Origin of the sequence: Pantoea sp. LS15 (assembly GCF_012241585.1) — a bacterium.
Classification (GTDB): Bacteria; Pseudomonadota; Gammaproteobacteria; order Enterobacterales; family Enterobacteriaceae; genus Enterobacter.
Genome location: NZ_JAAVXA010000001.1, coordinates 1 through 23830 on the forward strand (window position 1 = coordinate 1; position 23830 = coordinate 23830).

Genomic DNA, 23830 nt, shown 5'->3' on the forward strand with positions numbered 1-23830 from the left:
GGCGAACAAAACAAACTCGGTACGTAATGACATGGTATCTCTCGCATCCCAGGGCATAAGCGACTCCATTAACGGGTTCTTATGCCTTAGTTGTAAGTGTCTACCATGTCCCCGAACAAGTGTTCACTATGTCCCCGGACTGTACACCGGGAGAGGGGCAGGGTGAGGGCATCAGCGCCCTCGATGTTAACTTGCCGTCTTCTTCATCATACTGAAAATAAACAGCACCGCTGCACACAGCACCACAGACGGCCCTGCAGGCGTGTCATAAAACGCCGAGAAGGTCAACCCACCCGTTACCGCAACCATCCCAATGAGAACGGCCACGCCGGCCATCTGTTCTGGCGTGCGGGCAAAGCGGCGCGCTGTGGCTGCAGGAATGATCAGCAGGGAGGTAATAATCAGCGCTCCGACAAACTTCATCGCCACACCAATGGTCAACGCTGTCACCAGCATCAGCAGCAACTTCACGCGCTGCAATTTCACGCCATCAACAAACGCCAGGTCCGGACTTACGGTCATCGCCAGCAAATTACGCCACTGCCAGAGCAGAATGCCGAGCACCACGACGACACCAATGGCGATAGAGATCAGATCTTCTGGCGTCACGGCCAGCAGGTCGCCGAACAGGTAGGCCATCAGGTCGACGCGAATGTTCGACATCAGGCTCACGACCACCAGACCCAGCGACAGGGCGCTGTGCGCCATGATGCCAAGTAGCGTATCAATGGCGAGGTGTGGGCGTTTTTCCAGCCAGACCAGACCCGCGGCAAGGAGCAGCGTGACCACAATCACCGCATAGAAAGGATTGACATTCAGTAACAGACCAAAAGCGACGCCCAGCAGAGAGGCATGCGCCAGCGTATCACCGAAATAGGACATTCTGCGCCACACGACAAACGAGCCCAGCGGACCCGCCGCACAGGCAAGCATAATCCCGGCTAACCAGCCGGGCAGTAACAGTTCAATCATGAGTGTCCATTTCCCCGGCGCAGGACAATTCGTCCCTGTAAATCATGGCGATGATTATGATGATGGCGATAAATGCCCAGTTGCTCAGCACCGCGCGGGCCAAACATGGAGATAAACTCCGGATGCATTGACACCACTTCAGGCGTGCCGGAGCAGCAAATATGGTGGTTGAGACACAGCACTTCGTCAGTTTTTGCCATTACCAGATGCAGGTCATGGGATACCATCAGTACTGCACAATTCAGTTCCCGACGCAGTTGGTCAATTAAATCATAAAGCGCGACCTGACCATTAACGTCGACCCCCTGGGTGGGTTCATCCAGTACCAGTAACTGGGGACTGCTCAGCAACGCACGGGCAAGTAAAACACGCTGGGTTTCTCCCCCGGAAAGTTTTTGCAACGGCGCGTCGATGAGATGACCTGCCTGCACGCGTTTCAGTGCCGGGAGAATATCGGCTTTTCGTGTTCCGGGACGCAGACGCAGGAAGCGGCTGACCGTCAGCGGTAATGTGGCGTCGAGGTGGAGTTTTTGCGGCACATAGCCAATACGCAATTTTTCCTCGCGCTTAATCACGCCTTCATTGGGTGTGACCAGACCCAGCACCACGCGCACCAGGGTGGATTTGCCGGCACCATTGGGGCCGAGCAACGTCAGAATTTTGCCGGGCTTCAGATCCAGCGACACGTCAGAAAGGACGCGGCGCTGCCCGAATGAGACCGAAATATTTTCAAGAGAAACCAATGTCGTCATGTCAATTTAAGCTTGAAGAAGTCAACGAATGTTATAATATCACATTCCACGCATTCACTACGATGATTAGTCGCATTATGTTACATAAAAATACGCTTCTTTTCGCAGCATTATCCGCTGCCCTTTGGGGTACAACCGCACAAGATGTTAACGCTGCGGTTGTCGCTTCGCTTAAACCGCTTGGATTCATCGCATCTGCCATTGCAGACGGGGTAACGGAAACCCAGGTTCTGCTCCCTGATGGTGCATCCGAGCATGATTATTCCCTGCGTCCTTCAGATGTAAAGCGCTTACAAAACGCGGACTTAGTCGTCTGGATTGGCCCGGAAATGGAAGCGTTTATGCAGAAGTCAGCGAAACAGGTTGCTGACGAAAAACAGGTCGCGATTGCCGAACTCCCCGGCGTGAAACCGTTGTTCATGAAAGGGTCGGATGACGACGGCGACGAACATGACCATCATACTGCAGACGGCGAAAAAGGTGATGGAGATCACCATCACGGCGAGTACAACATGCATCTTTGGTTATCCCCAGAGATAGCGCGGCTTTCAGCGGTTGCAATCCATGACAAATTAGTGGAACTTATGCCGCAAAGTCGAGCCAAACTAGACGCCAACCTGAAGGATTTTGAGGCACAATTAGCCGCAACCGATAAGCAGGTTGGTACTGAGCTCGCACCGTTGAAAGGAAAAGGGTATTTCGTTTTTCATGACGCCTATGGCTATTACGAAAAACACTACGGTTTGACCCCGCTGGGGCACTTCACCGTCAACCCTGAAATTCAGCCTGGTGCGCAGCGTTTACATGAAATCAGAACACAGTTGGTTGAGCAAAAAGCGACATGCGTTTTTGCTGAGCCGCAGTTCAGGCCAGCGGTCGTAGAAGCCGTGGCCAGGGGGACATCCGTGCGCATGGGGACCCTTGACCCGCTAGGAACGAATATCCAGTTGAGCAAAGCGAGCTATTCGCAGTTCCTCAGCCAACTGGCGAACCAGTATGCGAGCTGCCTGAAAGGAGATTAACGAGGAAGTGAATACGTGCAACAGATAGCCCGCTCTGTCGCCCTGGCATTTAACAATCTGCCTCGACCCCATCGCGTTATGCTGGGGTCGCTTACAGTTCTCACTTTAGCGGTCGCCGTCTGGCGGCCCTATGTTTACCACCCGAGTTCTGCCCCTATCATCAAAACCATCGAGCTTGAAAAGAGCGAAATCCGTTCTTTGCTGCCTGAAGCCAGTGAGCCTATCGACCAGGCGGCTCAGGAAGATGAAGCTATCCCGCAGGATGAACTGGACGATAAAACCGAGAGCGAAGCAGGGACCCACGAATACGTTGTTTCTACCGGGGATACGCTGAGTAGCGTACTGAACCAGTACGGCATCGATATGGGTAATATCAGCCAGCTGGCGGCTGCCGATAAAGATCTCCGTAATCTGAAAATAGGGCAACAGCTCTCATGGACATTAACGGCAGATGGCGATCTACAGAGTCTTACCTGGGAAATGTCTCGCCGCGAAACCCGCACCTACGAACGTACTGCAAACGGTTTCAAAATGACCAGCGAAATGCAGAAGGGCGACTGGGTCAACAGCGTTATGAAAGGGACTGTGGGTGCAAGCTTTGTTTCAAGTGCCCGAGATGCAGGGTTGACCAGCGCTGAAATCAGTTCTGTCATCAAAGCCATGCAGTGGCAGATGGATTTCCGCAAACTGAAGAAAGGTGATGAGTTTTCCGTCCTGATGTCCCGCGAAATGCTGGAAGGTAAGCGCGAGCAGAGCCAACTGCTGGGTGTACGTTTGCGCTCAGAGGGCAAAGATTATTACGCGATTCGTGCTGAAGACGGTAAGTTCTATGACCGCAGCGGTACAGGTCTTGCAAAAGGCTTCATGCGCTTCCCGACGGCGAAACAGTTCCGCGTTTCTTCTAACTTCAATCCGCGCCGTCTGAACCCGGTCACCGGACGTGTTGCACCGCATCGTGGCGTTGATTTCGCGATGCCGCAGGGTACACCGGTACTGGCTGTGGGTGATGGTGAAGTGGTCATGGCTAAACGCAGCGGAGCAGCAGGATACTATGTTGCGGTGCGTCATGGTCGTACTTACACGACTCGCTATATGCACTTGCGCAAGTTGTTGGTCAAACCGGGTCAAAAAGTGAAACGTGGTGACCGTATCGCGCTTTCAGGCAATACCGGACGTTCTACCGGCCCGCACCTGCACTATGAAGTATGGATCAACCAACAAGCTGTTAACCCGCTGACGGCGAAACTGCCGCGCACCGAAGGCCTGACAGGTAAAGATCGTTCTGATTACCTGGCGCAGGTGAAAGAGGTGATACCGCAGTTGAGCTTAAACTAAGCCCTTTGTGTTGTTAAAAAAGCCGGTGTCAGTGTGCGCCGGCTTTTTCTTTTGTGCGGGGACGACTGCCTCGCTACACTATCTGAATAAAATTTTGCGTCATCAGACCCTGGATCCAGCATGGAAACCCAAAAAAACAATATTGAGTACATTCCTGAGTTTGAAAAATCTTTCCGTCACCCGCGTAACTGGGGTGCCTGGCTTGGCGTTTATGCATTTGCGGGTATTGCGATGTTACCGGCCTCTGTACGCGATCCTGTGCTGGGTAAAATAGGTCGCCTGGCAGGACGCTTAGGTAAAAGTGCCCGTCGCCGTGCGCAAATTAATCTTTACTACTGTTTCCCGGAAAAGAGCGACGCAGAGCGGGAAGCCATTATTGATGCCATGTATACCACTGCGCCACAGGCGATGGCGATGATGGCTGAACTGGCGCTGAAAGGGCCGGAAAAAGTCATGGATCGTGTTGACTGGAAAGGTCTGGAAATCATCGATGAGATGCGTCGCAACAACGAGAAGGTCATTTTTCTCGTTCCACACGGCTGGGGCGTTGATATTCCAGCTATGCTGATGGCGTCGCAGGGACAAAAAATGGCGGCAATGTTCCATAATCAGGGCAACAAGATCTTTGATTACGTCTGGAATACAGTACGTCGCCGTTTTGGTGGTCGTCTTCATGCGCGTAATGATGGTATCAAGCCGTTTATTCAGTCCGTCCGTCAGGGCTACTGGGGCTACTATCTGCCGGATCAGGATCACGGCCCGGAACACAGTGAGTTTGTGGATTTCTTCGCGACCTACAAAGCGACACTGCCTGCGATTGGCCGTCTGATGAAGGTGTGCCGTGCCCGTGTTATTCCGCTTTTCCCGGTTTACGATGGCAACACCCACCGTCTGAATATTGAGGTTCGCCCGCCGATGGATGATCTGCTCACCGCAGACGATAACACCATTGCGCGTCGAATGAACGAAGAGGTGGAAATACTGGTGGGACCGCATGCGGAGCAGTATACGTGGATACTGAAGCTGCTTAAAACGCGTAAGCCAGGCGAAAAAGAGCCGTATAAACGCAAAGAGCTTTTTCCAACAAAATAAAAAAAGCCCTCTCTGAAAGGAGAGGGCTTTTTAACAGAGACTGACTTACTCGACTGTCATGACGCGAGTGGTATTGGTTGAGCCGATGGTGCTCATCACATCACCCTGAGTCACGATGACAATATCACCGGATACCAGATAGCCTTTGTCGCGCAGCAGGTTTACGGCGTCATGTGCCGCAGCCACGCCGTCATTGCTGCTATCGAAGTGAACCGGGGTAACACCGCGATACAGCGCCGTCAGGTTCAGCGTACGCTCGTGACGGGACATGGCGAAGATAGGCAAGCCGGAACTGATACGGGAGGTCATCAGCGCGGTACGGCCAGATTCGGTCATGGTGATGATCGCGGTAACGCCCTTCAGGTGGTTGGCAGCGTACATGGCGGACATCGCAATCGCTTCTTCCACGTTGTCGAACTGAACGTCCAGACGGTGTTTAGAGACGTTAATGCTTGGGATCTTCTCAGCACCCAGACAAACGCGCGCCATGGCGGCCACGGTTTCTGCAGGATACTGGCCTGCCGCGGTTTCCGCTGAAAGCATAACTGCATCGGTACCGTCCAGCACGGCGTTGGCAACGTCCATGACTTCCGCACGGGTTGGCATTGGATTGGTGATCATGGATTCCATCATCTGAGTGGCGGTGATCACCGCACGGTTCAGCTGACGTGCGCGACGAATCAGCGCTTTCTGGATACCCACCAGCTCAGGGTCGCCGATTTCCACACCCAGGTCGCCACGGGCAACCATCACTACGTCGGAGGCGAGAATCACATCGTCCATGGCGTCCTGATCGCAAACGGCTTCCGCGCGTTCAACTTTAGCGACGATTTTGGCATCGCAACCTGCATCACGTGCCAGTCGGCGCGCATAGTTCAGGTCTTCACCACAGCGTGGGAAGGAGACGGCCAGGTAGTCAACGCCGATCAGCGCTGCGGTAACGATATCCGCTTTGTCTTTATCGGTAAGCGCTTCCGCAGAGAGGCCGCCGCCAAGTTTGTTAATGCCTTTGTTATTGGAGAGCGGGCCACCGACAGTGACTTCGGTGAACACTTTCATGCCCTGAACTTCCAGCACTTTCAGCTGTACGCGACCGTCGTCGAGCAGCAGGATATCGCCAGGTACCACGTCAGCTGGCAGGCCTTTATAGTCGATCCCGACTTTCTCTTTATCGCCTTCACCTTTGCCGAGGTTAGCATCAAGCAGGAATTTATCGCCGATATTGAGGAAGACTTTGCCTTCTTTAAAGGTCGATACACGAATTTTAGGACCTTGCAGATCGCCGAGGATGGCAACATGGCGGCCCAGTTTTGCTGCGATTTCACGCACTTTATCGGCACGTAATTTATGGTCTTCTGGCGTACCGTGAGAGAAGTTCATACGCACCACGTTGGCACCTGCGGCGATAATTTTCTCGAGGTTATTATCGCGATCGGTGGCCGGGCCTAAGGTGGTTACGATCTTGGTTCTGCGAAGCCTTCTGGACATGTAATACTCCGTTGACTGAAACAACTTTGGTGTTGCGTGAACATTGAATCGACCTTCATCTGCCGCAAGGCAGCAGAGAGCGGACCGAATGCCGTAAATCGTTACATCGTAATTATTCGTTACGTCTCGTTATCAACTATCAGGGAACATCGCTCTTTATAAGCAATTCTTTATCAAAACGCGATTCCTTAAGCGCTTCCTTGACACGCTTCAAGTTATCTCTGAATTTTGCGCCCCTTCGTAAGGTAAAACCGGTCGCCAGCACGTCAATCACCGTGAGCTGCGCCAGACGGGAGACCATCGGCATATAGATATCGGTGTCTTCCGGTACGTCGAGGGTAATAGCAAGTGTCGCCTCACGGGCCAGCGGTGTCCCTGCCGTCGTGAGAGCGATCACCATGGCATCGTTTTCACGCGCCAGCTGGGCCAGTTCTACCTGGCTCTTGGTACGTCCGGTGTGCGAAATCAGTACCACGACATCATCTTCACTGCAATTCATACAGCTCATGCGTTGCAACACAATGTCATCGGAATAAATAACCGGCACGTTAAAGCGGAAGAATTTGTTCATGGCATCGTGCGCCACAGCTGCCGACGACCCAAGACCAAAGAATGCAATCCGCTTGGCCTGGGTGAGTAAATCCACCGCACGATTCACCGAACTCATATCCAGACACTGACGGACGTGGTCAAGTGTGGCCATGGCTGACTCAAATATTTTCGCTGTGTAGGCATCAACGCTGTCGTCTTCATCCACATTACGATTAACATAAGGTGTGCCGTTAGCCAGACTTTGTGCCAGATGCAGTTTAAAATCAGGAAAGCCGCGCGTTTCCAGGCTACGGCAGAAGCGATTTACCGTTGGCTCGCTGACACTCGCTTCCTGCGCCAGAGCGGCGATGCTTGAATGAATCGCCTGAGCGGGAGACGCGAGAATAACTTCGGCCACTTTTCGCTCGGATTTGCTAAGGTGTTCCAGTTGAAACTGGATTTTTTCCAGCATGTTCATTGTTAACATGACGCTCATGGGTGTAAACGATTTCATAAATGGGTGAAATCGTGATTCGATTTAGCCGATATTACCCCTGTGGCTTCCATAAAGGGTAACAGTCGACAAGATAATGTTGTTGTTTTTTTTCATTACTTGATCGGCGTCGGGTTTTGCCGGGCCCTTGTTGCGCAAAGAATCGGCGGTTGTTGCGTCATTGCACCTCCGAAATCACCGGAATGGCGAAAAATCGCGGTAAAGCACGTGGCGATAAGCGCTAATGGTTTCGGGAATGACGTAAAAGCAGTACAGTGCATTGTAATAAAATTACAACGATACCTGGCAGAAGTACCAGGTGATCCAACTGAGGAGAATGACATGGCGGTAACGCAAACAGCCCAGGCATGTGACCTGGTCATTTTCGGCGCGAAAGGCGATCTTGCACGCCGGAAATTGCTGCCTTCCCTGTATCAACTGGAAAAAGCAGGCCAACTTCATCCGGATACCCGTATCCTGGGTGTAGGGCGTGCCGAATGGGACAAAGACGCTTATACCAAAGTCGTGCGTGAAGCGCTCGAAACGTTCATGAAAGAGAAAATCGATGAAAGTTTGTGGGATACGCTGAGCGGACGCCTTGATTTCTGTAACCTGGATGTGAACGACATCAGTGCGTTTTCTCGCCTGGGTGACATGCTGGATCAGAAAAATCGTGTCACCATTAACTATTTCGCCATGCCGCCAAGCACCTTTGGTGCCATCTGCAAAGGTTTGGGCGAAGCCAAACTGAACGCCAAGCCGGCGCGCGTGGTGATGGAGAAGCCGCTGGGAACGTCGCTGGCAACCTCCCGCGAAATTAACGATCAGGTAGGCGAGTTCTTTGAAGAGTGCCAGGTTTACCGTATTGACCACTATCTTGGTAAAGAGACGGTCCTGAACCTGCTGGCGCTGCGTTTTGCTAACTCCCTGTTTGTGAACAACTGGGACAACCGCACTATCGACCACGTGGAAATCACCGTGGCGGAAGAGGTGGGGATTGAAGGGCGCTGGGGTTACTTTGACCAGGCCGGTCAGATGCGCGACATGATCCAGAACCACCTGCTGCAAATTCTGTGCATGATTGCTATGTCTCCACCGTCTGACCTGACGGCTGACAGCATCCGCGACGCAAAAGTGAAAGTGCTGAAGTCACTGCGCCGTATCGACCGCTCCAACGTGCGTGAGAAGACCGTTCGTGGTCAGTACACCGCCGGGTTTGCGCAGGGCAAAAAAGTGCCAGGCTATCTGGAAGAAGAGGGCGCGAACAAGTCCAGCAACACTGAGACGTTTGTAGCGATCCGCGTGGACATCGACGACTGGCGCTGGGCGGGGGTTCCGTTCTACCTGCGCACCGGTAAACGTCTGCCAGCCAAATGCTCCGAAGTGGTTGTCTACTTCAAAAACCCGGAACTGAACCTGTTCAAAGAGTCCTGGCAGGAACTGCCTCAGAACAAACTGACCATTCGCCTGCAGCCGGACGAAGGGGTTGATATTCAGATCCTGAACAAAGTGCCTGGCCTTGACCACAAACACAACCTGCAGACCACCAAGCTGGATCTGAGCTACTCCGAAACCTTCAACCAGACGCATCTTGCAGACGCGTATGAGCGCCTGCTGCTGGAAACCATGCGCGGTATCCAGGCGCTGTTTGTGCGCCGCGACGAAGTGGAAGAGGCCTGGAAATGGGTTGACTCTATTACTGAAGCCTGGGCTGCCGATCAGGATGCACCTAAACCGTATCAGGCAGGCACCTGGGGGCCAGTTGCATCTGTGGCGATGATCACCCGCGATGGCCGCTCCTGGAACGAGTTTGAGTAAGGTCATCCTCTGGCTCGAAAGTGTTATTTTACCGGTAACATGATCTAACACAGCTAGTGGCACAATTTTTAAACTTTTAAGCTCCGTGTGGATTCACCCGCGGAGCTTTTTTTATTACACTGCCGGAAGTGATTTTGCCCCTGAGCTCCGGACAGCAAGCGTTTCAGCGTTGTTAACAACTGCCAGCGACTTTGTAAACTCCTGAGCACGGACAGATAAATTAGAGGAGCATTTATGAATCCGACATTGTTACGCGTAACACAACGCATTATTGAACGCTCGAAAGAGGCTCGTTCGGCCTACCTCGCCCGGATTGAACAAGCTAAAAGTAACACCGTCCACCGCTCTCAGCTGGCATGCGGTAACCTGGCACACGGTTTCGCCGCCTGCCAACCCGATGATAAAGCCTCGCTGAAAAGCATGTTGCGTAACAACATCGCTATCATTACCTCCTACAACGATATGCTTTCTGCGCACCAGCCGTATGAGGTCTATCCCAATATCATCCGTAAAGCGCTGCACAGCGTGAATGCCGTTGGCCAGGTGGCGGGCGGTGTGCCGGCGATGTGCGACGGCGTGACGCAGGGTCAGGACGGGATGGAGCTTTCCCTGCTGAGCCGCGAAGTGATTGCGATGTCTGCGACGGTTGGCCTGTCACACAACATGTTCGATGGCGCGTTGTATCTCGGCGTGTGCGACAAGATTGTCCCGGGCCTGGTGATGGCAGCCCTGTCATTTGGTCATCTGCCTGCGATCTTCGTGCCATCCGGACCGATGGCAAGCGGTCTGCCAAACAAAGAGAAAGTGCGTATCCGTCAGCTGTATGCAGAAGGGAAAGCAGACCGTCAGGCGCTGCTGGAGGCAGAAGCCGCATCCTACCATGCGCCGGGAACCTGTACTTTCTACGGCACGGCTAACACGAACCAGATGGTCGTAGAGTTCATGGGGATGCAGCTTCCGGGCTCGTCCTTTATCCAGCCGGATGCGCCACTGCGCCAGGCGTTGACTGAAGCGGCTGCCCGTCAGGTTACGCGTTTGACCGGTAATGGCAACGAATGGATGCCGATGGGCAAAATGATTGACGAGAAAGTCATCGTTAACGGCATTGTCGCGTTGCTGGCAACGGGGGGGTCAACCAACCACACTATGCACCTGGTGGCCATGGCGCGTGCGGCGGGCATTCTGATTAACTGGGATGATTTCTCCGAGATCTCTTCTGTGGTGCCGCTGATGGCGCGTCTGTACCCGAACGGCCCGGCTGACATTAACCACTTCCAGGCCGCTGGCGGTGTACCGCTGCTGATGCGTGAGCTGCTGAAAGGCGGTCTGCTGCATGAAGATGTGAATACCGTGGCGGGCTTTGGTCTGCAACGTTACACCCAGGAGCCGTGGCTGAATAACGGCGAGCTGGACTGGCGCGAAGGGGCGAATGTTTCTCTTGATGCACAGGTTATCGCCACCATCGACAAACCGTTCTCTCCTCATGGCGGCACCAAAGTGCTGAGCGGCAACCTCGGACGCGCGGTGATGAAGACCTCTGCCGTACCGGAAGAGAATCAGATTATCGAAGCACCGGCGGTAGTGTTCGAAAGCCAGCACGACGTATTACCTGCCTTCGATGCCGGTCTTCTGGATAAAGACTGCGTGGTGGTCGTTCGCCATCAGGGGCCAAAAGCCAACGGGATGCCAGAATTACATAAACTTATGCCACCACTTGGTGTATTATTGGACCGCCGTTTCAAAATTGCACTGGTGACTGATGGACGCCTCTCTGGCGCATCCGGTAAAGTGCCTTCAGCCATCCACGTGACACCTGAAGCTTACGACGGTGGTTTGCTGGCGAAAGTGCGTGACGGTGACATGATCCGCGTTAACGGGCAGACAGGTGAGTTAACCCTGCTGGTGGATGACGCAGAGCTGGCGGCACGCAAGCCACATATTCCTGACCTGAGCGCATCGCGCGTGGGGACAGGGCGCGAAATGTTTGGTGCGCTGCGTGAGAAACTCTCCGGTGCTGAGCAGGGCGCAACCTGTATTACGTTTTAAGACGACTTGATTTTAACGATCTGGCGAGAGAAGACACTGATGAAAAACTGGAAAACAAGTGCAGAAGCAATCATGACCACTGGCCCTGTCGTGCCAGTTATCGTGGTAAATAAACTGGAGCATGCGGTACCGATGGCGAAAGCGCTGGTTGCTGGTGGCGTTCGTGTTCTGGAAGTCACCCTGCGCACCGCCTGCGCGATGGATGCCATTCGCGCAATCGCTAAAGAAGTGCCGGACGCCATTGTCGGTGCGGGTACCGTTCTGAATGCACAGCAGCTGGCGGAAGTGACTGAAGCGGGCGCACAGTTCGCCATTAGCCCGGGCCTGACTGAGCCTCTGCTGAAAGCGGCAACCGAAGGCACTATTCCTCTGATCCCTGGTATCAGCACCGTATCTGAACTGATGCTGGGCATGGACTACGGCCTGAAAGAGTTCAAATTCTTCCCGGCAGAAGCGAACGGCGGCACCAAAGCGCTGCAGGCGATTGCGGGTCCATTCGCGCAGGTTCGTTTCTGCCCGACGGGTGGCATCTCTCCTGCTAACTACCGTGACTACCTGGCACTGAAAAGCGTGCTGTGCATCGGTGGTTCATGGCTGGTTCCGGCGGATGCGCTGGACGCGGGCGACTGGGATCGCATTACTAAACTGGCTCGTGAAGCGGTTGAAGGTGCGAAGCAGTAAGTTATTCGCAGCATGAAAAACGGGCCTTTCGGCCCGTTTTTTTATCCTGTTACGCTAACTGCAGCGGCGGCTGTTTTGGCTCTCGCCACAGCGTCTTCTACGTTATCTCCGGTGGCTAATGCTACGCCAAGCCGACGCGTGCCGTCGATCTCCGGTTTACCGAACAAACGCACCTGTAACCCGGCACCTACTGCTCCGTCGACGTTATCAAACGTGACATTCTGGCTGGTTAATTGCGGCAGGATCACTGCGGAAGCGGCCGGGCCGTACTGACGGATACCACCAACAGGCAGGCCGAGGAAAGCGCGTACATGCAGGGAGAACTCAGAGAGATCCTGCGAAATCAGCGTCACCATGCCGGTGTCATGCGGGCGAGGTGAGACTTCGCTGAAAATAACCTCATCTCCGCAGACGAAAAGCTCTACACCAAACAGACCATAGCCGCCCAGCGCGAGTACGGTTTTACGGGCGATCGCCTGCGCCCGTTCCAGTGCCAGGTCACTCATCTGCTGCGGTTGCCAGGATTCACGGTAATCGCCATCTTCCTGACGGTGGCCAATTGGGTCACAGAAATGGACGCCATCAATGGCGCTGACGGTCAACAGGGTGATCTCGAAATCAAATTTCACGACACCTTCGACAATCACGCGGCCCGCTCCGGCACGACCACCTTGCTGGGCATAATCCCATGCGTTACCCAGCGTGCTGCTGTCGCGAATAAAGCTCTGTCCTTTACCGGAGGAGCTCATCACGGGTTTAACGATGCACGGGTAGCCAATCTCCTCGACAGCCTGCAGGAATGCGGATTTATCGCCAGCAAACCGATAGCTCGACGTGGGAAGCCCCAGCTCTTCCGCCGCCAGACGACGAATACCTTCCCGGTTCATGGTCAGTTTTGCCGCTTTGGCACAGGGCACCACGCGCTGACCTTCCTGTTCAAGGGCGATCAGCGTATCGGTGGCGATGGCTTCAATTTCCGGGACTACGAAATCGGGTTTCTCCTGCGTAATCAGTGCCCGCAGGGCTTCACCATCCAGCATGTTAATCACATAAGAACGATGGGCGACGTGCATGGCGGGGGCATCAGCGTAACGGTCTACGGCAATCACTTCCACACCTAAACGCTGACATTCAATGGCGACCTCTTTCCCCAGTTCGCCCGATCCCAACAGCATCACACGCGTCGCTGCAGGTCGCAGCGCAGTTCCTAAACGAGTCATAACATTCCCCCTGAAAAAGATGCGCGCAGTATAAACGAAAACGTTTGCGTGTGTCTTGTGCAGGGCTAAAGGAGGGGGAAGAAATTTGCGCATCTTTAGCCAGGCTGGACATTTCCTGACGTCTGCTCGCTTACGCTGTGAAATATGTTCACCGTTAAGTGAGGGAAACCATGTCAGGCTGGTTAAATCAGTTGCAATCGTTGTTAGGGCAGAAAACATCATCGTCTGGCGAGCAAGGGCTCAGTAAACTGCTGGTTCCCGGTGCACTCGGCGGATTGGCAGGCCTTTTGGTCGCGAATAAATCCTCACGTAAGTTGCTGGCAAAATATGGTACTGGCGCGTTGCTGGCCGGTGGCGGGGCCATCGCAGGCACTGTACTGTGGAATAAATACAAGGACAGGATACGAACTACTCACAGCGATGAACCGCATTACGGTGAACATACCTCGCCTCTGGATCTGCGTACCGAACGATTGATCCTTGCGCTGGTCTTTGCCGCGAAAAGTGACGGGCATATCGACGATAAAGAGCGAGCGGCGATTGAGCAGCAGCTCCGTGAAGCCGGTGTCGAAGAGAAGGGCAGAGTCCTGGTGGCGCAGGCGATCGATCAACCACTCGATCCACAGCGCCTTGCGCAGAGTGTGAAGAATGAGGAAGAAGCCCTTGAACTCTATTTCCTCAGCTGTGCCGCCATTGATATCGATCATTTTATGGAGCGGAGCTATCTCAATGCTCTGGGGGATGCGCTGAAGATCCCTCAGGATGTCCGGGAGGGCATTGAACAGGATATCCGGGAACAAAAGCGGACGTTAACTGACTGACTATCACTTCTGTGGTCATGTTTCGCTTGCATCATGCGTGGGTTTTGCCACCCTTATAGGGTGTAGAACTTACAAGAATGATCACATGCCACCGAAAGCCCGACGTACTCCTTATGCGATAACCACGCATGGCGATACGCGTATAGACAATTATTACTGGCTACGGGACGATTCGCGCTCGCGGCCAGAGGTGCTCGACTACCTGCACGAGGAAAACGACTATGGCCGCAAGGTCATGTCCAGCCAGCAGGCACTTCAGGATCAACTGCTGAATGAAATGGTACAGCGCATTCCTCAGCATGATATCTCCGCGCCCTGGACCAAAAATGGCTATCGCTATCGTCATATCTACGAGCCCGGCAACGAGTATCCCATCTACCAACGACAACCCGTGTTAAGTGCCGAATGGGATGAGTGGGAGATTTTGCTGGATGCCAACCAGCGCGCCGCCCACAGCGAATTTTATACGCTGGGCGGCATGTCCATTTCACCTGACAACACGATTATGGCGCTGGCTGAGGACTACCTCTCCCGTCGTCAGTATGGCCTGCGTTTTCGCAATCTGGACACTGGTAACTGGTATCCTGAAATGCTGGAAAACGTCTCCCCGGATTTTGTCTGGGCGAATGATTCCGAGACTGTCTACTACGTCAAAAAGCATGCGTCCACGCTACTGCCTTATCAGGTGTGGCGACATACCGTAGGGACGGGTTCTGCCGATGACGAACTGGTCTATGAAGAGAAAGACGAAACGTTTTATGTCAGCCTGCATAAAACCTCCTCACGCCACTATGTGATTATTTTCCTCGCCAGCGCGACGACGTCTGAGGTTTTGCTGCTGGACGCCGAACTACCTGATGCCCAGCCGCTCTGTTTTCTGCCGCGTCGTAAGGATCATGAGTACAGTCTGGATCACTTCCAGCACAGTTTTTATTTGCGCTCTAATCGCGAGGGCAAAAACTTTGGTCTCTATAAAACCAAAGTGCGTGATGAACGTAAGTGGGAGGTGCTTATTCCTGCGCGGGAGCAAGTGATGCTGGAAGGCTTCACTCTGTTTACTGACTGGTTGGTGGTGGAAGAGCGTCAGCGCGGGCTGACCAGTATCCGGCAAATCAACCGTAAAACACGGGAAGTAGTGGGGATTGCGTTCGACGACCCAGCGTATGTGACGTGGATTGGTTTCAACCCTGAACCCGAATCGTCGCGGTTGCGCTACGGCTACTCATCCATGACCACACCAGACACGCTGTTTGAGCTGGATATGGATACCGGGCAGCGTCAGGTGATTAAGCAGACCGAGGTCAAAGGGTTTGAATCTGAAAACTACCGCAGCGAGCACCTGTGGGTCACTGTCCGCGATGGCGTTGAGGTTCCGGTCTCTCTTGTTTACCACCAGGCGCATTTCCAGAAAGGTAAAAACCCACTGCTGGTTTACGGCTACGGCTCCTATGGCTCAAGCATGGATGCCGATTTCAGCAGCAGTAGATTAAGTCTGCTCGATCGCGGCTTTGTTTTCGCTATCGCCCATGTTCGCGGTGGCGGTGAACTGGGGCAGCACTGGTATGAAGATGGGAAATTCCTGAAAAAGAAAAACACCTTCAATGACTATCTCGATGTCTGTGATGAGCTGATTGAGCAAGGCTATGGCGATCCGCATCTCTGCTTTGGTATGGGGGGCAGCGCGGGAGGTATGTTGATGGGGGCGGTGATCAACCAGCGTCCCGATCGCTTCAAAGGGATTGTTGCGCAGGTTCCGTTTGTCGATGTGGTCACGACTATGCTTGATGAATCCATTCCCCTGACGACGGGGGAATTCGAAGAGTGGGGGAATCCTCAGGATGCGATCTACTATCGCTATATGAAAGAGTACAGCCCGTACGATAACGTGGAGGCAAAAGCCTATCCGCACATGCTGGTCACCACCGGATTGCATGATTCGCAAGTGCAATACTGGGAGCCCGCAAAATGGGTGGCAAAACTGCGGGAATTAAAAACCGATGACCATCTGCTGTTGCTCTGTACTGATATGGACTCCGGGCATGGAGGAAAATCGGGACGATTCAAAACCTATGAAGGCGTCGCCCTGGAATATGCCTTCCTGATAGGCCTGGCACAAGGAACGCTGCCAGGCGGTGCAGAGCCTTAGGCTTCGCCCAGATAGTGTTTCAGCGTTAAGCGCAGTTCCGGGCTCATTTTGTCGAGGTTGTTGTATAGCCAGCGCAGATAGCCCGGATCTTTATCCGCAATATCAGACACCGCTCTACCGCGATATTTGCCAAAGGTAAAGGTGGTGAGAAGCGCAGGACGACCGGTAATCGTCGCCATATCATCCGGCGTCCAGCCAGAAATATTCATGATATCAATGAGTAATGCTGCGGTAATATAGCAGTCGTACAACGCGCGGTGATGGTGAAGCCCCTCAGGTGTACGGACGCTAAGCTTACGGGACTTATACAGTGCCATGTTACTGTATTTGATACCAGGCCAGAGGCGACGCGCCAGCTTCATGGTACAAATCCATTCGCCTGGCATTTCGGGCAACACCCGGCGGTCAAAGCTGGCGTTATGCGCGACGTACCACGGGCTACCGTAATAGTGTGGAATAATTTCTTCTATCCACGGCTTATCCGCCACCATTGATTCGGTAATGCGATGGATTGCCATTGCCTGCGGGCTGATAGGGCGATCCGGGCGCACCAGATGACTCATTGGGTTGACGATTTTACCATCAACCACATCGACAGAGGCCACTTCCACAATTCCGCCCTGAAGATCGCAAGTTTCGGTATCGATGACGCGCAGCATTGAAAACTCCTGAGCTCAAAACGCTTAGCCTAAAGGAATGATATCGCCTTGCCAACCCTGTCTGCTGAGCGTGCCAGTCAACAGGAGCTCACCTTTATCCGCGCGGACAATCAACTGACCTCTTTCATCCCATAATGCGCTGCCGCCACAAGCATTAGCCATTAACACGGCAATGGCATATTTATGTGCGAAGCGCTGCAAGGTGCTGATGGATTGCCGCCAGCGATAATCCACGACCGACTGGCAACTGGTGAACAGAGCCGCCTGCGAATCAAGATTGGGTGAATCGGTATGCGCATCAATGATGCTAAGTTGCTTATCCCCCGGAACCAGACTTGCACCGCCACCCTGAGGGTAGCGCAGGATACTCTGGCGAGAAGGTGTAAACAGCGCGAGTCCTTTCTGGCGCTGACCATTCTGTTCAAGAGAGAGCCCGGCAATGAGGGTTATCTGGTAAAAATGTGCGGCATTAAGCAGGGGTTCAAGCTGCGCATCACTGGGGGGAGGAGGTAACACCGTTGTGCCTGAGCCCGTCAATGAAAGTTCAGGAAAAACCAGCAAATCGCATTGCTGTCGTGCTGCTTCGGCGATGAAGCAGAGATGGCGTGAAACATGGTCATCTACATTGTGATGCTGCCCGGTATACTGGGCTGCGGCAATATTCCATTGTGACATCGTGACTTCCTTATACACTGAGTCGCAGGGATTTTAAGAATAGACCTAAATAAACTAGGGTTTTCTTATCCTGGCATATTCCGCGTAAGGAAGTGTAACGACTTATTAAGCTTATTTAACTTTAGGCTCGTAAGGCAAACGAGAGAGGTTGACCGACGCGAGACGGTGGGCAATTAATCTTTCGCGAAACCAGTCACGCAGATGAGCCGGTTGTTCACGTTCAATGACCTCAGCCACTATGGGCATGTTGTAACGCTCTTTAAATGCGACACCTGCAGCCGCAAGATCGACATTCACTTTATCCATCTCGTCCTGAGGAAGGGTGGCCAGATTAATCTTCATTTCCTTCTCCTTATTATGCGGCGGCAACGTTACCGCGATTGCACGATGATGACAAGCGGAGGCGGGATGATCCTCGACTCGTTTATTATACAGCGTTATTCTTTAGCATACAGACATAACAAAAAGGAATGATTGCGATGGGATTAACCACTTCCCGCGCGGTATGCGCACTTGCCTTTCTGGCATCAATGATCATGACGCCTTCTGTGCTGGCGCATGCTCATCTTAAACAGCAAACCCCGGCGGCAGACAGCCAGGTGACACCACCCCAGGTCCTTACGCTGATTTTTTCGGAAGGTATCGAACCTGGTTTTAGCGGAGTCGTGGTCACGGATACACAAAAGCAGGTTATGAAAACAGGTACGGTTAAACGAGACGAAAAGAACAACACTCAGCTGACGGTTCCACTGGAACAAACGCTGACGCCCGGGACCTATCAGGTCGACTGGCATGTGGTCTCCGTAGACGGCCATAAAACCAAAGGCAGCTACCACTTTAGCGTGAAATAGCATGCTGGCCCTGTTTTATGTCGGGTTGCGATTTATCCATTTCGGGGCGCTGATGCTCATTTTTGGCAATGCGCTTTACAGCGTCTGGTTTGCTCCTTCCTCACTCCACCGCCTGATGTCCCGGCGTTTCCAGTTACAGCAGAAAGTGGCTTCTTTAATTAGCCTGGGTGCTGCACTCCTGATGTTTGTGTTTCAGGGGGGATTGATGGGTAGTGGCTGGGGGGATGTCTTTTCCCCGGAGATCTGGCGTAGTGTGCTGGCGACGCAGTTTGGCAGCGTCTGGCTGTGGCAAATTATTCTTGCTGTCATTACTGTCGGAGCTGCATGGCTCGCTCCCCTGAAAGGTTCACGGCTGTTACTGCTCGCAATGGGGCAGCTTATCCTGCTGGCAGGGGTAGGGCACGCGGCGATGAGCGACGGTCCGACAGGAGCTTTGCAGCGTCTTAATCATGCTTTTCACCTGCTGTGTGCCGCAACCTGGCTTGGCGGATTACTTCCGCTGCTGTTCTGCATGCGTCTGGCGAAAGGGCGCTGGCAAAATGCTGCTATCTACACCATGATGCGTTTCTCGCGAGTCGGTCATTATGCCGTCGCAGGAGTGCTGCTCACAGGTATTATCAATACGCTGTTTATCACTGGCATCCAGATCCCATGGCAGACTGACTACGTGCGGTTTTTGTTGTTCAAATGTGCGCTGGTGGCGTTGATGGTAGCAATTGCGCTGGCAAATCGGTATTTTCTGGTGCCACGGTTTCGTCCGGAGACCGGACAAGCGCAACAGATTTTTATCAGGATGACACAGGCAGAGGTGGTGCTGGGAACGCTGGTGCTGGCAACGGTCAGTCTGTTCGCTACCTGGGAACCCTTCTGATAAGGTTAAATAGCATATGAAAAAGACAGTACTTTCTCTCTTATTACTGGCCTGTACGGGGAGTGCCCTGGCTGCACCGCAGGTGATTACCGTCAGCCGTTTTGAAGTGGGCAAGGATAAATGGGCTTTCAATCGAGAAGAGGTGATGCTGACTTGCCGTCCGGGTCATGCATTATATGCGATCAACCCAAGTACGCTGGTGCAATACCCGTTAAATGAGACCGCAGAGCAGCAGGTGGCCAGCGGTAAGAGCAGTGGCCAACCGATCAGCATTATTCAGATTGATGACCCGGCTCATCCGGGACAGAAGATGAGTCTGGCACCGTTTATCGAGCGCGCCGACAAGCTCTGCTAATGTTCAGGTTTCCAATAAAAAACCGCAGATGCTTGCGAAAGCACTGCGGTTTTTTACTTTTTATGATGCTCTTACGCTTTTTTTCAGGCCGCTTTAGCTGTGGACTGGAAAACCTGGCGTCGTCATCTATTCTTAAAAGGCAAGGCGACTTAGCCTGCATTAATGCCAACTTTTAGCGCACGGCTCTCTCCCAAGAGCCATTTCCCTGGACCGAATACAGGAATCGTATTCGGTCTCTTTTTATCTGTATGAAAGTAAACGAGTAATTTCAGCACTTTCTTTCTCATACAGCGTTCACACTGTGTGTGACTTGCTAAAACATAACACAACACAGCATGCGGAAGTCCAGCCCTTTTTGCCTGTTTTGTTAAATTTTTGTGCGCAATCAGCGAAAGCCCGTGCTGTGCTTAGAAACGGGATTTTACCGACGCCTCAATTTCATCAAGGAGTTCAAAGCGACGGCGATATTCGGCACGTTTTTTACTGGCAATCTCCTCAAGAGATTTGCGCTCCATCTGCAGGGGCAGTTGCCAGCAGAAGGCGGAGAGCTTTTTACCATCAAGCGATCCCCAGAATTCATCATAGCTGGCATGGAAATGACGGCCTTTGCTGAGGCGATAGCGTAACGCGCGGAAAACGTGTCCCTCATCGCTGACAGCAAAGATAGCCCGGACAGATGACTGCGCTGCCAGCTGGGAAATCACTTCCATCAGCACCCGTTTTGGGAACAGACCATGGCATGCGCGGGTGGCTTGCTTAATCACGTCCCGTGATACGTTGCGGCGCGGTCCCTGAAGCCCACCTATCACTATTACCCGTTGACCATTGCTGCGTGAAGCGCTAAAGGTCAGGCTGGCAAGCAGCGTGTTGTCGTTATCGCGCAGCCACAGCGTGCTTTCGCCTTCGCGTTCGGCTTTCCCGGCAGAAGAGGCATTGACGGTATAGATCGTGTCGTTTTTGGCCCTGAACTGGACAATCGGTTGCTCCTGTGGGCTGGTCAGCGCCTGGGCGAGCCCGTTCTCTTTCAGGCTATCGATCCAGTGATAGTGGTGAATGATAGCGTCTGCACGATCATTGGCCGTCAGGCCGCGCATCAGATACTGCCGATGGGTCTTACTCGGTAAGGTCACCTGAGAAGCCAGCAATCGGTCGAAATCGTCGCGACCTGAAAGGGCTTCCAGCATGCGATGGGTGGAAGACCAGAACAAAAGCGAACGCAGCAGAAACTTGAGTCTATATTCGCGCTTCTGCCAGATTGGCCCAGGGATGCGTTTGCCTTTCACCAGCTCGGAAATAATATGTGTGCGATGTGGATAGAAAACATCGTTATGCAGGTCTGTATTAGACACGTGAAGGCCCTCGTTTTTATCTCCTCTTATTCTAAAGACCCAGCAAAAAGGGATTAATAGTATGAGGATCTTTATTTCCGTTTGGTTTAGCGTTTGTTTGATTTTGTGAAAGCCACGCTGATCATTATTAATTTCTACTGTGGCTATACTGTTAACAGGAGGCCTTATGTATCAGCGAATAGAAGGTGGGAGGTGGCGTCACGTCTGGGTTGTCAGCGATATCCATGGCTGTTACCAGTGGCTGATGGATGAACTGAAACGTCGTCATTTTAATCCTTATGAGGATTTACTTATCTCCGTCGGGGATTTGATAGATCGTGGTCCTGATAGCGTTAAATGCCTGGCACTAATCAATGAAAAATGGTTTCGCGCGGTGCGCGGCAACCATGAGCAAATGGCATTAGACAGCCTGGATAATAATGATTTTGCGCTCTGGACGATGAATGGCGGAATGTGGTTTACGCGTCTTGAACGCGACCAGCAACAGCTGGCGATATCGTTACTCAATGCCTGTCGCAGTTTGCCGCATATTATCGAGATCACCTGTGCAAATGGTCTGAATGTGATCGCTCATGCTGATTATCCCGCGGCGGAATACCGCTGGCAAAAACCGGTAAGCGCCCAGCGCGTATTATGGGATCGCGATCGGTTAATGGGGTTTATGGTGGGAAAAGGGCAGGGAATTAGCGGGGCGGATCATTTCTGGTTTGGACATACACCTGTCGACCGAAGGTATGATTTTAATAATTTGCACTATATCGACACGGGTGCCGTCTTCGATGGTTACTTTACGCTGGCACAATTGCAGTAATAAATAACCCGCCTTCGGGCGGGTTCTCTTTAGGTCAGGCAAGGCGCATGACCCAGGCATCGGTTTTGCTATCGTAATGCTCACGGTAAAGGACAGAGTGTTCGCCATCAAGAATTGCCGGGACGCTGATGTCCGCATCCCAGGCATCGAGTTGCATACACAAATCCGGATCGGATTTGCAGGGAATACTTAACGTTCGATCACCTTGTATTTCGCCGCGCAGTTCTGCGTCGTCAATCTCAAAAGCACCAATACGCACGCTGGTTTTCGTCATATTGCTCTCCGGGTCGGTTGTCAAAATCTGGTATGACCAGTGCGGTCATCCATTTTTGATCGTAGACAAGGAGAGCAAAATCGCCAGTAAAAAAATGCGCTTTTTTTCAGGCGGTGCGATCGTTACCGGTAAACAGCCGACCATCTCGCACCAGTTCACGCGGATAGCTGTTTTTCAGTCGTGAGCCCACCTTTTTGGCCAGCCCCAACGGGTATCCCTGATACGTAACCACGACTTCATCATTAGATGGCGTACTGGCAGGGTAAACATCACGACCACGGTACCACTCTTCAGCTTCCTGATGCGTCAGCGCGAACGTATTCTCGTGTCCGGCGAGGGCGATAACGGCCTCATGCTGCCAGCGATAACCTTTATTATGAACTTCCGCCAGACGGATACCGATACGGGAAAAACGCACCTTGCCAATAAGCGGCTCAATATTAGCCGGGAAAAGCCAAATCTCTTTCTCACGTAACCAGAGGTGGTGTGTTTCATCCCAGGCAAGCCCGGCTTTTCTGGCGGCGAGGGTGACCTGCTCGGCCTCTCGACCTTTCAGCGGTGTGAACGGGAAATTGCCGACCTTAAACGTTGGAGCGGGCAGCGGGTCAACGGCGACAGTTTTGCGCAGTCGGGCAACAAAAAAACCTTCACAGTCATAGATCTGCGGGAAAACATGTAGAAAGCCTTCAGGCGTGATGGCCTCTTTTGCCGTGGGGAACAGATCATTGAGCGGCTGAAACTCAACGGCATCGGGATATTGCGCTTTCAACCACAGACAGACGTCTTCGTTTTCATCCCGGTTCAGCGTGCAGGTGGAGTAAATCAACGTGCCACCTGGACGAAGCGCATGAAATGCGCTGTCGATCAACTCACGCTGCGTGGCAGCGATCTCAAGATTGCTTTCAACTGACCAGTTTTTTAACGCATCAGGATCTTTACGCACCACACCTTCCCCGGAGCAGGGAGCATCCAGCAGAATAGCATCAAAGGCTTCCGGCAAGGCAGCGCCGAATACGCGCCCGTCGAAGTGTGTCAGGGCAACATTATGAATGCCGCAGCGGCTAATGTTGGCATGCAACACTTTGACGCGGCTGGCGGAATACTCATTGGCGAGAATTGCGCCGTGGTTACCCATCCGGGCGGCAATCTGCGTGGTTTTCGACCCGGGTGCCGCGGCCACATCCATCACCCGCTCAGGCGCGTTGTCATCGGCGAACAACGCGGCAACTGGCAGCATAGAACTGGCTTCCTGAATATAAAACAGCCCGCTCAGATGCTCGGCGGTACTTCCCAGCGGCACGGCATCTTCGTCATCGCGCTCGATCCAGAACCCTTCAGCACACCACGGTACGGGCGTCAGTTGCCAGTTGTACGGGGCGACCAGCGCCAGAAAATCATCGACGCTGATTTTCAGCGTATTGACGCGAATACTTCGGCGCAACGGACGCTGGCAGGCGGCGATAAAATCATCTAACGACAGGTGAGAAGGAAGTGCCTCGCGCATCTGCGCCAGGAATTGTTCAGGAAGAAATACGGAGTTTTGAGCCACGGGTACACCACAGGGAAAA

At 53.0% G+C, this 23830-nt stretch carries 23 protein-coding genes; 12 read left to right on the forward strand and 11 right to left on the reverse strand.

Annotation, left to right across the window (positions count from 1 at the left end; translation table 11 throughout):
* Nucleotides 1-186: 186 nt before the first annotated feature.
* Nucleotides 187-972 (reverse strand): zinc ABC transporter permease subunit ZnuB, encoded by a 786-nt coding sequence (gene znuB / locus HED65_RS00005; protein WP_114976890.1) that lies wholly within the window; start codon nucleotides 970-972, stop codon nucleotides 187-189.
* Nucleotides 969-1724, reverse strand: coding sequence for a zinc ABC transporter ATP-binding protein ZnuC (znuC, locus tag HED65_RS00010; RefSeq protein WP_114976891.1), 756 nt, complete (start codon nucleotides 1722-1724; stop codon nucleotides 969-971). Before znuC ends, znuB begins: the two co-directional genes overlap by 4 nt.
* 77 nt (nucleotides 1725-1801) lie before the next feature.
* Here znuC and znuA point away from each other — a divergent pair, with 77 nt between their 5' ends.
* The 3 genes from znuA to lpxM all read left to right on the forward strand — a co-directional run bounded on the left by znuA (nucleotide 1802) and on the right by lpxM (nucleotide 5173).
* Nucleotides 1802-2746: a zinc ABC transporter substrate-binding protein ZnuA gene (gene znuA / locus HED65_RS00015; protein WP_147279781.1), complete on the forward strand. Its 945-nt coding sequence runs from the start codon at nucleotides 1802-1804 to the stop codon at nucleotides 2744-2746.
* A gap of 15 nt (nucleotides 2747-2761) precedes the next feature.
* Nucleotides 2762-4081: a murein DD-endopeptidase MepM gene (gene mepM / locus HED65_RS00020; RefSeq protein WP_114976893.1), complete on the forward strand. Its 1320-nt coding sequence runs from the start codon at nucleotides 2762-2764 to the stop codon at nucleotides 4079-4081.
* Nucleotides 4082-4201: 120 nt separating this feature from the next.
* On the forward strand, nucleotides 4202-5173 hold the full coding sequence (lpxM, locus tag HED65_RS00025; protein WP_114976894.1) for a lauroyl-Kdo(2)-lipid IV(A) myristoyltransferase: 972 nt from the start codon (nucleotides 4202-4204) through the stop codon (nucleotides 5171-5173).
* 45 nt (nucleotides 5174-5218) lie between these two features.
* On the opposite strand, the gene pyk is transcribed toward lpxM, so the two are convergent.
* Entirely contained in the window at nucleotides 5219-6661 is a 1443-nt protein-coding gene (gene pyk / locus HED65_RS00030; RefSeq protein ID WP_114976895.1) for a pyruvate kinase, read from the reverse strand.
* A 139-nt stretch (nucleotides 6662-6800) separates the two neighbouring features.
* Entirely contained in the window at nucleotides 6801-7670 is an 870-nt protein-coding gene (locus HED65_RS00035) for a MurR/RpiR family transcriptional regulator (RefSeq protein WP_114977444.1), read from the reverse strand.
* A 357-nt stretch (nucleotides 7671-8027) separates the two neighbouring features.
* Between HED65_RS00035 and zwf the strand changes: the two genes are divergently transcribed.
* The 3 genes from zwf to kdgA all read left to right on the forward strand — a co-directional run bounded on the left by zwf (nucleotide 8028) and on the right by kdgA (nucleotide 12230).
* Nucleotides 8028-9503, forward strand: a complete 1476-nt coding sequence (gene zwf, locus HED65_RS00040) for a glucose-6-phosphate dehydrogenase (RefSeq protein WP_028018638.1) — start codon at nucleotides 8028-8030, stop codon at nucleotides 9501-9503.
* 234 nt (nucleotides 9504-9737) lie between these two features.
* Nucleotides 9738-11549 (forward strand): phosphogluconate dehydratase, encoded by a 1812-nt coding sequence (edd, locus tag HED65_RS00045; protein WP_114976896.1) that lies wholly within the window; start codon nucleotides 9738-9740, stop codon nucleotides 11547-11549.
* Nucleotides 11550-11588: 39 nt separating this feature from the next.
* The gene (gene kdgA, locus HED65_RS00050) at nucleotides 11589-12230 is read left to right on the forward strand and encodes a bifunctional 4-hydroxy-2-oxoglutarate aldolase/2-dehydro-3-deoxy-phosphogluconate aldolase (protein WP_114976897.1); all 642 of its coding nucleotides are present in this window, start codon (nucleotides 11589-11591) and stop codon (nucleotides 12228-12230) included.
* Between the two features lie 41 nt (nucleotides 12231-12271).
* Here kdgA and purT read toward each other — a convergent pair whose 3' ends face one another.
* Nucleotides 12272-13450, reverse strand: coding sequence for a formate-dependent phosphoribosylglycinamide formyltransferase (purT, locus tag HED65_RS00055; RefSeq protein WP_114976898.1), 1179 nt, complete (start codon nucleotides 13448-13450; stop codon nucleotides 12272-12274).
* Between the two features lie 170 nt (nucleotides 13451-13620).
* Here purT and HED65_RS00060 point away from each other — a divergent pair, with 170 nt between their 5' ends.
* Nucleotides 13621-14271, forward strand: coding sequence for a tellurite resistance TerB family protein (locus HED65_RS00060; RefSeq protein WP_114976899.1), 651 nt, complete (start codon nucleotides 13621-13623; stop codon nucleotides 14269-14271).
* A gap of 85 nt (nucleotides 14272-14356) precedes the next feature.
* Nucleotides 14357-16417 carry an oligopeptidase B gene (ptrB, locus tag HED65_RS00065; protein WP_114976900.1) on the forward strand — a complete coding sequence of 687 codons (2061 nt, stop codon included), beginning with the start codon at nucleotides 14357-14359 and terminating at the stop codon, nucleotides 16415-16417.
* Here ptrB and exoX read toward each other — a convergent pair.
* From exoX to HED65_RS00080, 3 genes are all read right to left on the reverse strand, one after another.
* Nucleotides 16414-17076 carry an exodeoxyribonuclease X gene (gene exoX, locus HED65_RS00070; protein WP_028018644.1) on the reverse strand — a complete coding sequence of 221 codons (663 nt, stop codon included), beginning with the start codon at nucleotides 17074-17076 and terminating at the stop codon, nucleotides 16414-16416. The genes ptrB and exoX overlap by 4 nt on opposite strands.
* A 24-nt stretch (nucleotides 17077-17100) precedes the next feature.
* Nucleotides 17101-17751, reverse strand: coding sequence for a carbon-nitrogen hydrolase family protein (locus tag HED65_RS00075; RefSeq protein WP_114976901.1), 651 nt, complete (start codon nucleotides 17749-17751; stop codon nucleotides 17101-17103).
* Between the two features lie 111 nt (nucleotides 17752-17862).
* Nucleotides 17863-18093 (reverse strand): DNA polymerase III subunit theta, encoded by a 231-nt coding sequence (locus tag HED65_RS00080; protein ID WP_114976902.1) that lies wholly within the window; start codon nucleotides 18091-18093, stop codon nucleotides 17863-17865.
* Nucleotides 18094-18230: 137 nt separating this feature from the next.
* Here HED65_RS00080 and yobA point away from each other — a divergent pair, with 137 nt between their 5' ends.
* Genes yobA through HED65_RS00095 form a run of 3 tightly spaced genes read left to right on the forward strand, consistent with a single transcriptional unit; the run spans nucleotide 18231 to nucleotide 19828 of the window.
* Nucleotides 18231-18602 (forward strand): CopC domain-containing protein YobA, encoded by a 372-nt coding sequence (gene yobA / locus HED65_RS00085; protein ID WP_114976903.1) that lies wholly within the window; start codon nucleotides 18231-18233, stop codon nucleotides 18600-18602.
* 1 nt (nucleotide 18603) lies between these two features.
* On the forward strand, nucleotides 18604-19473 hold the full coding sequence (copD, locus tag HED65_RS00090) for a copper homeostasis membrane protein CopD (protein WP_114976904.1): 870 nt from the start codon (nucleotides 18604-18606) through the stop codon (nucleotides 19471-19473).
* A gap of 16 nt (nucleotides 19474-19489) precedes the next feature.
* Nucleotides 19490-19828 (forward strand): YebY family protein, encoded by a 339-nt coding sequence (locus tag HED65_RS00095; protein ID WP_114976905.1) that lies wholly within the window; start codon nucleotides 19490-19492, stop codon nucleotides 19826-19828.
* 407 nt (nucleotides 19829-20235) lie between these two features.
* Here HED65_RS00095 and HED65_RS00100 read toward each other — a convergent pair whose 3' ends face one another.
* The gene (locus tag HED65_RS00100) at nucleotides 20236-21177 is read right to left on the reverse strand and encodes a VirK/YbjX family protein (protein ID WP_114976906.1); all 942 of its coding nucleotides are present in this window, start codon (nucleotides 21175-21177) and stop codon (nucleotides 20236-20238) included.
* A gap of 166 nt (nucleotides 21178-21343) precedes the next feature.
* Here HED65_RS00100 and pphA point away from each other — a divergent pair, with 166 nt between their 5' ends.
* Nucleotides 21344-21988 (forward strand): protein-serine/threonine phosphatase, encoded by a 645-nt coding sequence (gene pphA, locus HED65_RS00105; protein ID WP_114976907.1) that lies wholly within the window; start codon nucleotides 21344-21346, stop codon nucleotides 21986-21988.
* A 34-nt stretch (nucleotides 21989-22022) separates the two neighbouring features.
* Here the strand turns inward: pphA and HED65_RS00110 are convergent, their stop codons facing one another.
* Both HED65_RS00110 and rsmF read right to left on the reverse strand, forming a co-directional pair.
* Nucleotides 22023-22262 (reverse strand): YebV family protein, encoded by a 240-nt coding sequence (locus HED65_RS00110; RefSeq protein WP_028018652.1) that lies wholly within the window; start codon nucleotides 22260-22262, stop codon nucleotides 22023-22025.
* A 106-nt stretch (nucleotides 22263-22368) separates the two neighbouring features.
* Nucleotides 22369-23811 carry a 16S rRNA (cytosine(1407)-C(5))-methyltransferase RsmF gene (gene rsmF, locus HED65_RS00115; protein ID WP_114976908.1) on the reverse strand — a complete coding sequence of 481 codons (1443 nt, stop codon included), beginning with the start codon at nucleotides 23809-23811 and terminating at the stop codon, nucleotides 22369-22371.
* Between the last annotated feature and the right edge of the window lie 19 nt (nucleotides 23812-23830).

What these genes read in the sequence shown, in the direction of transcription:
- znuB (WP_114976890.1), bottom strand. Translation starts at nt 972, where the DNA reads ATGATTGAACTGTTACTGCCCGGCTGGTTAGCCGGGATTATGCTTGCC.
- edd (WP_114976896.1), top strand. Translation starts at nt 9,738, where the DNA reads ATGAATCCGACATTGTTACGCGTAACACAACGCATTATTGAACGCTCG.
- yobA (WP_114976903.1), top strand. Translation starts at nt 18,231, where the DNA reads ATGGGATTAACCACTTCCCGCGCGGTATGCGCACTTGCCTTTCTGGCA.
- HED65_RS00080 (WP_114976902.1), bottom strand. Translation starts at nt 18,093, where the DNA reads ATGAAGATTAATCTGGCCACCCTTCCTCAGGACGAGATGGATAAAGTG.
- ptrB (WP_114976900.1), top strand. Translation starts at nt 14,357, where the DNA reads ATGCCACCGAAAGCCCGACGTACTCCTTATGCGATAACCACGCATGGC.
- HED65_RS00110 (WP_028018652.1), bottom strand. Translation starts at nt 22,262, where the DNA reads ATGACGAAAACCAGCGTGCGTATTGGTGCTTTTGAGATTGACGACGCA.
- exoX (WP_028018644.1), bottom strand. Translation starts at nt 17,076, where the DNA reads ATGCTGCGCGTCATCGATACCGAAACTTGCGATCTTCAGGGCGGAATT.
- zwf (WP_028018638.1), top strand. Translation starts at nt 8,028, where the DNA reads ATGGCGGTAACGCAAACAGCCCAGGCATGTGACCTGGTCATTTTCGGC.
- pyk (WP_114976895.1), bottom strand. Translation starts at nt 6,661, where the DNA reads ATGTCCAGAAGGCTTCGCAGAACCAAGATCGTAACCACCTTAGGCCCG.
- copD (WP_114976904.1), top strand. Translation starts at nt 18,604, where the DNA reads ATGCTGGCCCTGTTTTATGTCGGGTTGCGATTTATCCATTTCGGGGCG.
- znuA (WP_147279781.1), top strand. Translation starts at nt 1,802, where the DNA reads ATGTTACATAAAAATACGCTTCTTTTCGCAGCATTATCCGCTGCCCTT.
- purT (WP_114976898.1), bottom strand. Translation starts at nt 13,450, where the DNA reads ATGACTCGTTTAGGAACTGCGCTGCGACCTGCAGCGACGCGTGTGATG.
- kdgA (WP_114976897.1), top strand. Translation starts at nt 11,589, where the DNA reads ATGAAAAACTGGAAAACAAGTGCAGAAGCAATCATGACCACTGGCCCT.
- HED65_RS00095 (WP_114976905.1), top strand. Translation starts at nt 19,490, where the DNA reads ATGAAAAAGACAGTACTTTCTCTCTTATTACTGGCCTGTACGGGGAGT.
- pphA (WP_114976907.1), top strand. Translation starts at nt 21,344, where the DNA reads ATGTATCAGCGAATAGAAGGTGGGAGGTGGCGTCACGTCTGGGTTGTC.
- HED65_RS00035 (WP_114977444.1), bottom strand. Translation starts at nt 7,670, where the DNA reads ATGAACATGCTGGAAAAAATCCAGTTTCAACTGGAACACCTTAGCAAA.
- HED65_RS00075 (WP_114976901.1), bottom strand. Translation starts at nt 17,751, where the DNA reads ATGTCACAATGGAATATTGCCGCAGCCCAGTATACCGGGCAGCATCAC.
- znuC (WP_114976891.1), bottom strand. Translation starts at nt 1,724, where the DNA reads ATGACGACATTGGTTTCTCTTGAAAATATTTCGGTCTCATTCGGGCAG.
- HED65_RS00060 (WP_114976899.1), top strand. Translation starts at nt 13,621, where the DNA reads ATGTCAGGCTGGTTAAATCAGTTGCAATCGTTGTTAGGGCAGAAAACA.
- lpxM (WP_114976894.1), top strand. Translation starts at nt 4,202, where the DNA reads ATGGAAACCCAAAAAAACAATATTGAGTACATTCCTGAGTTTGAAAAA.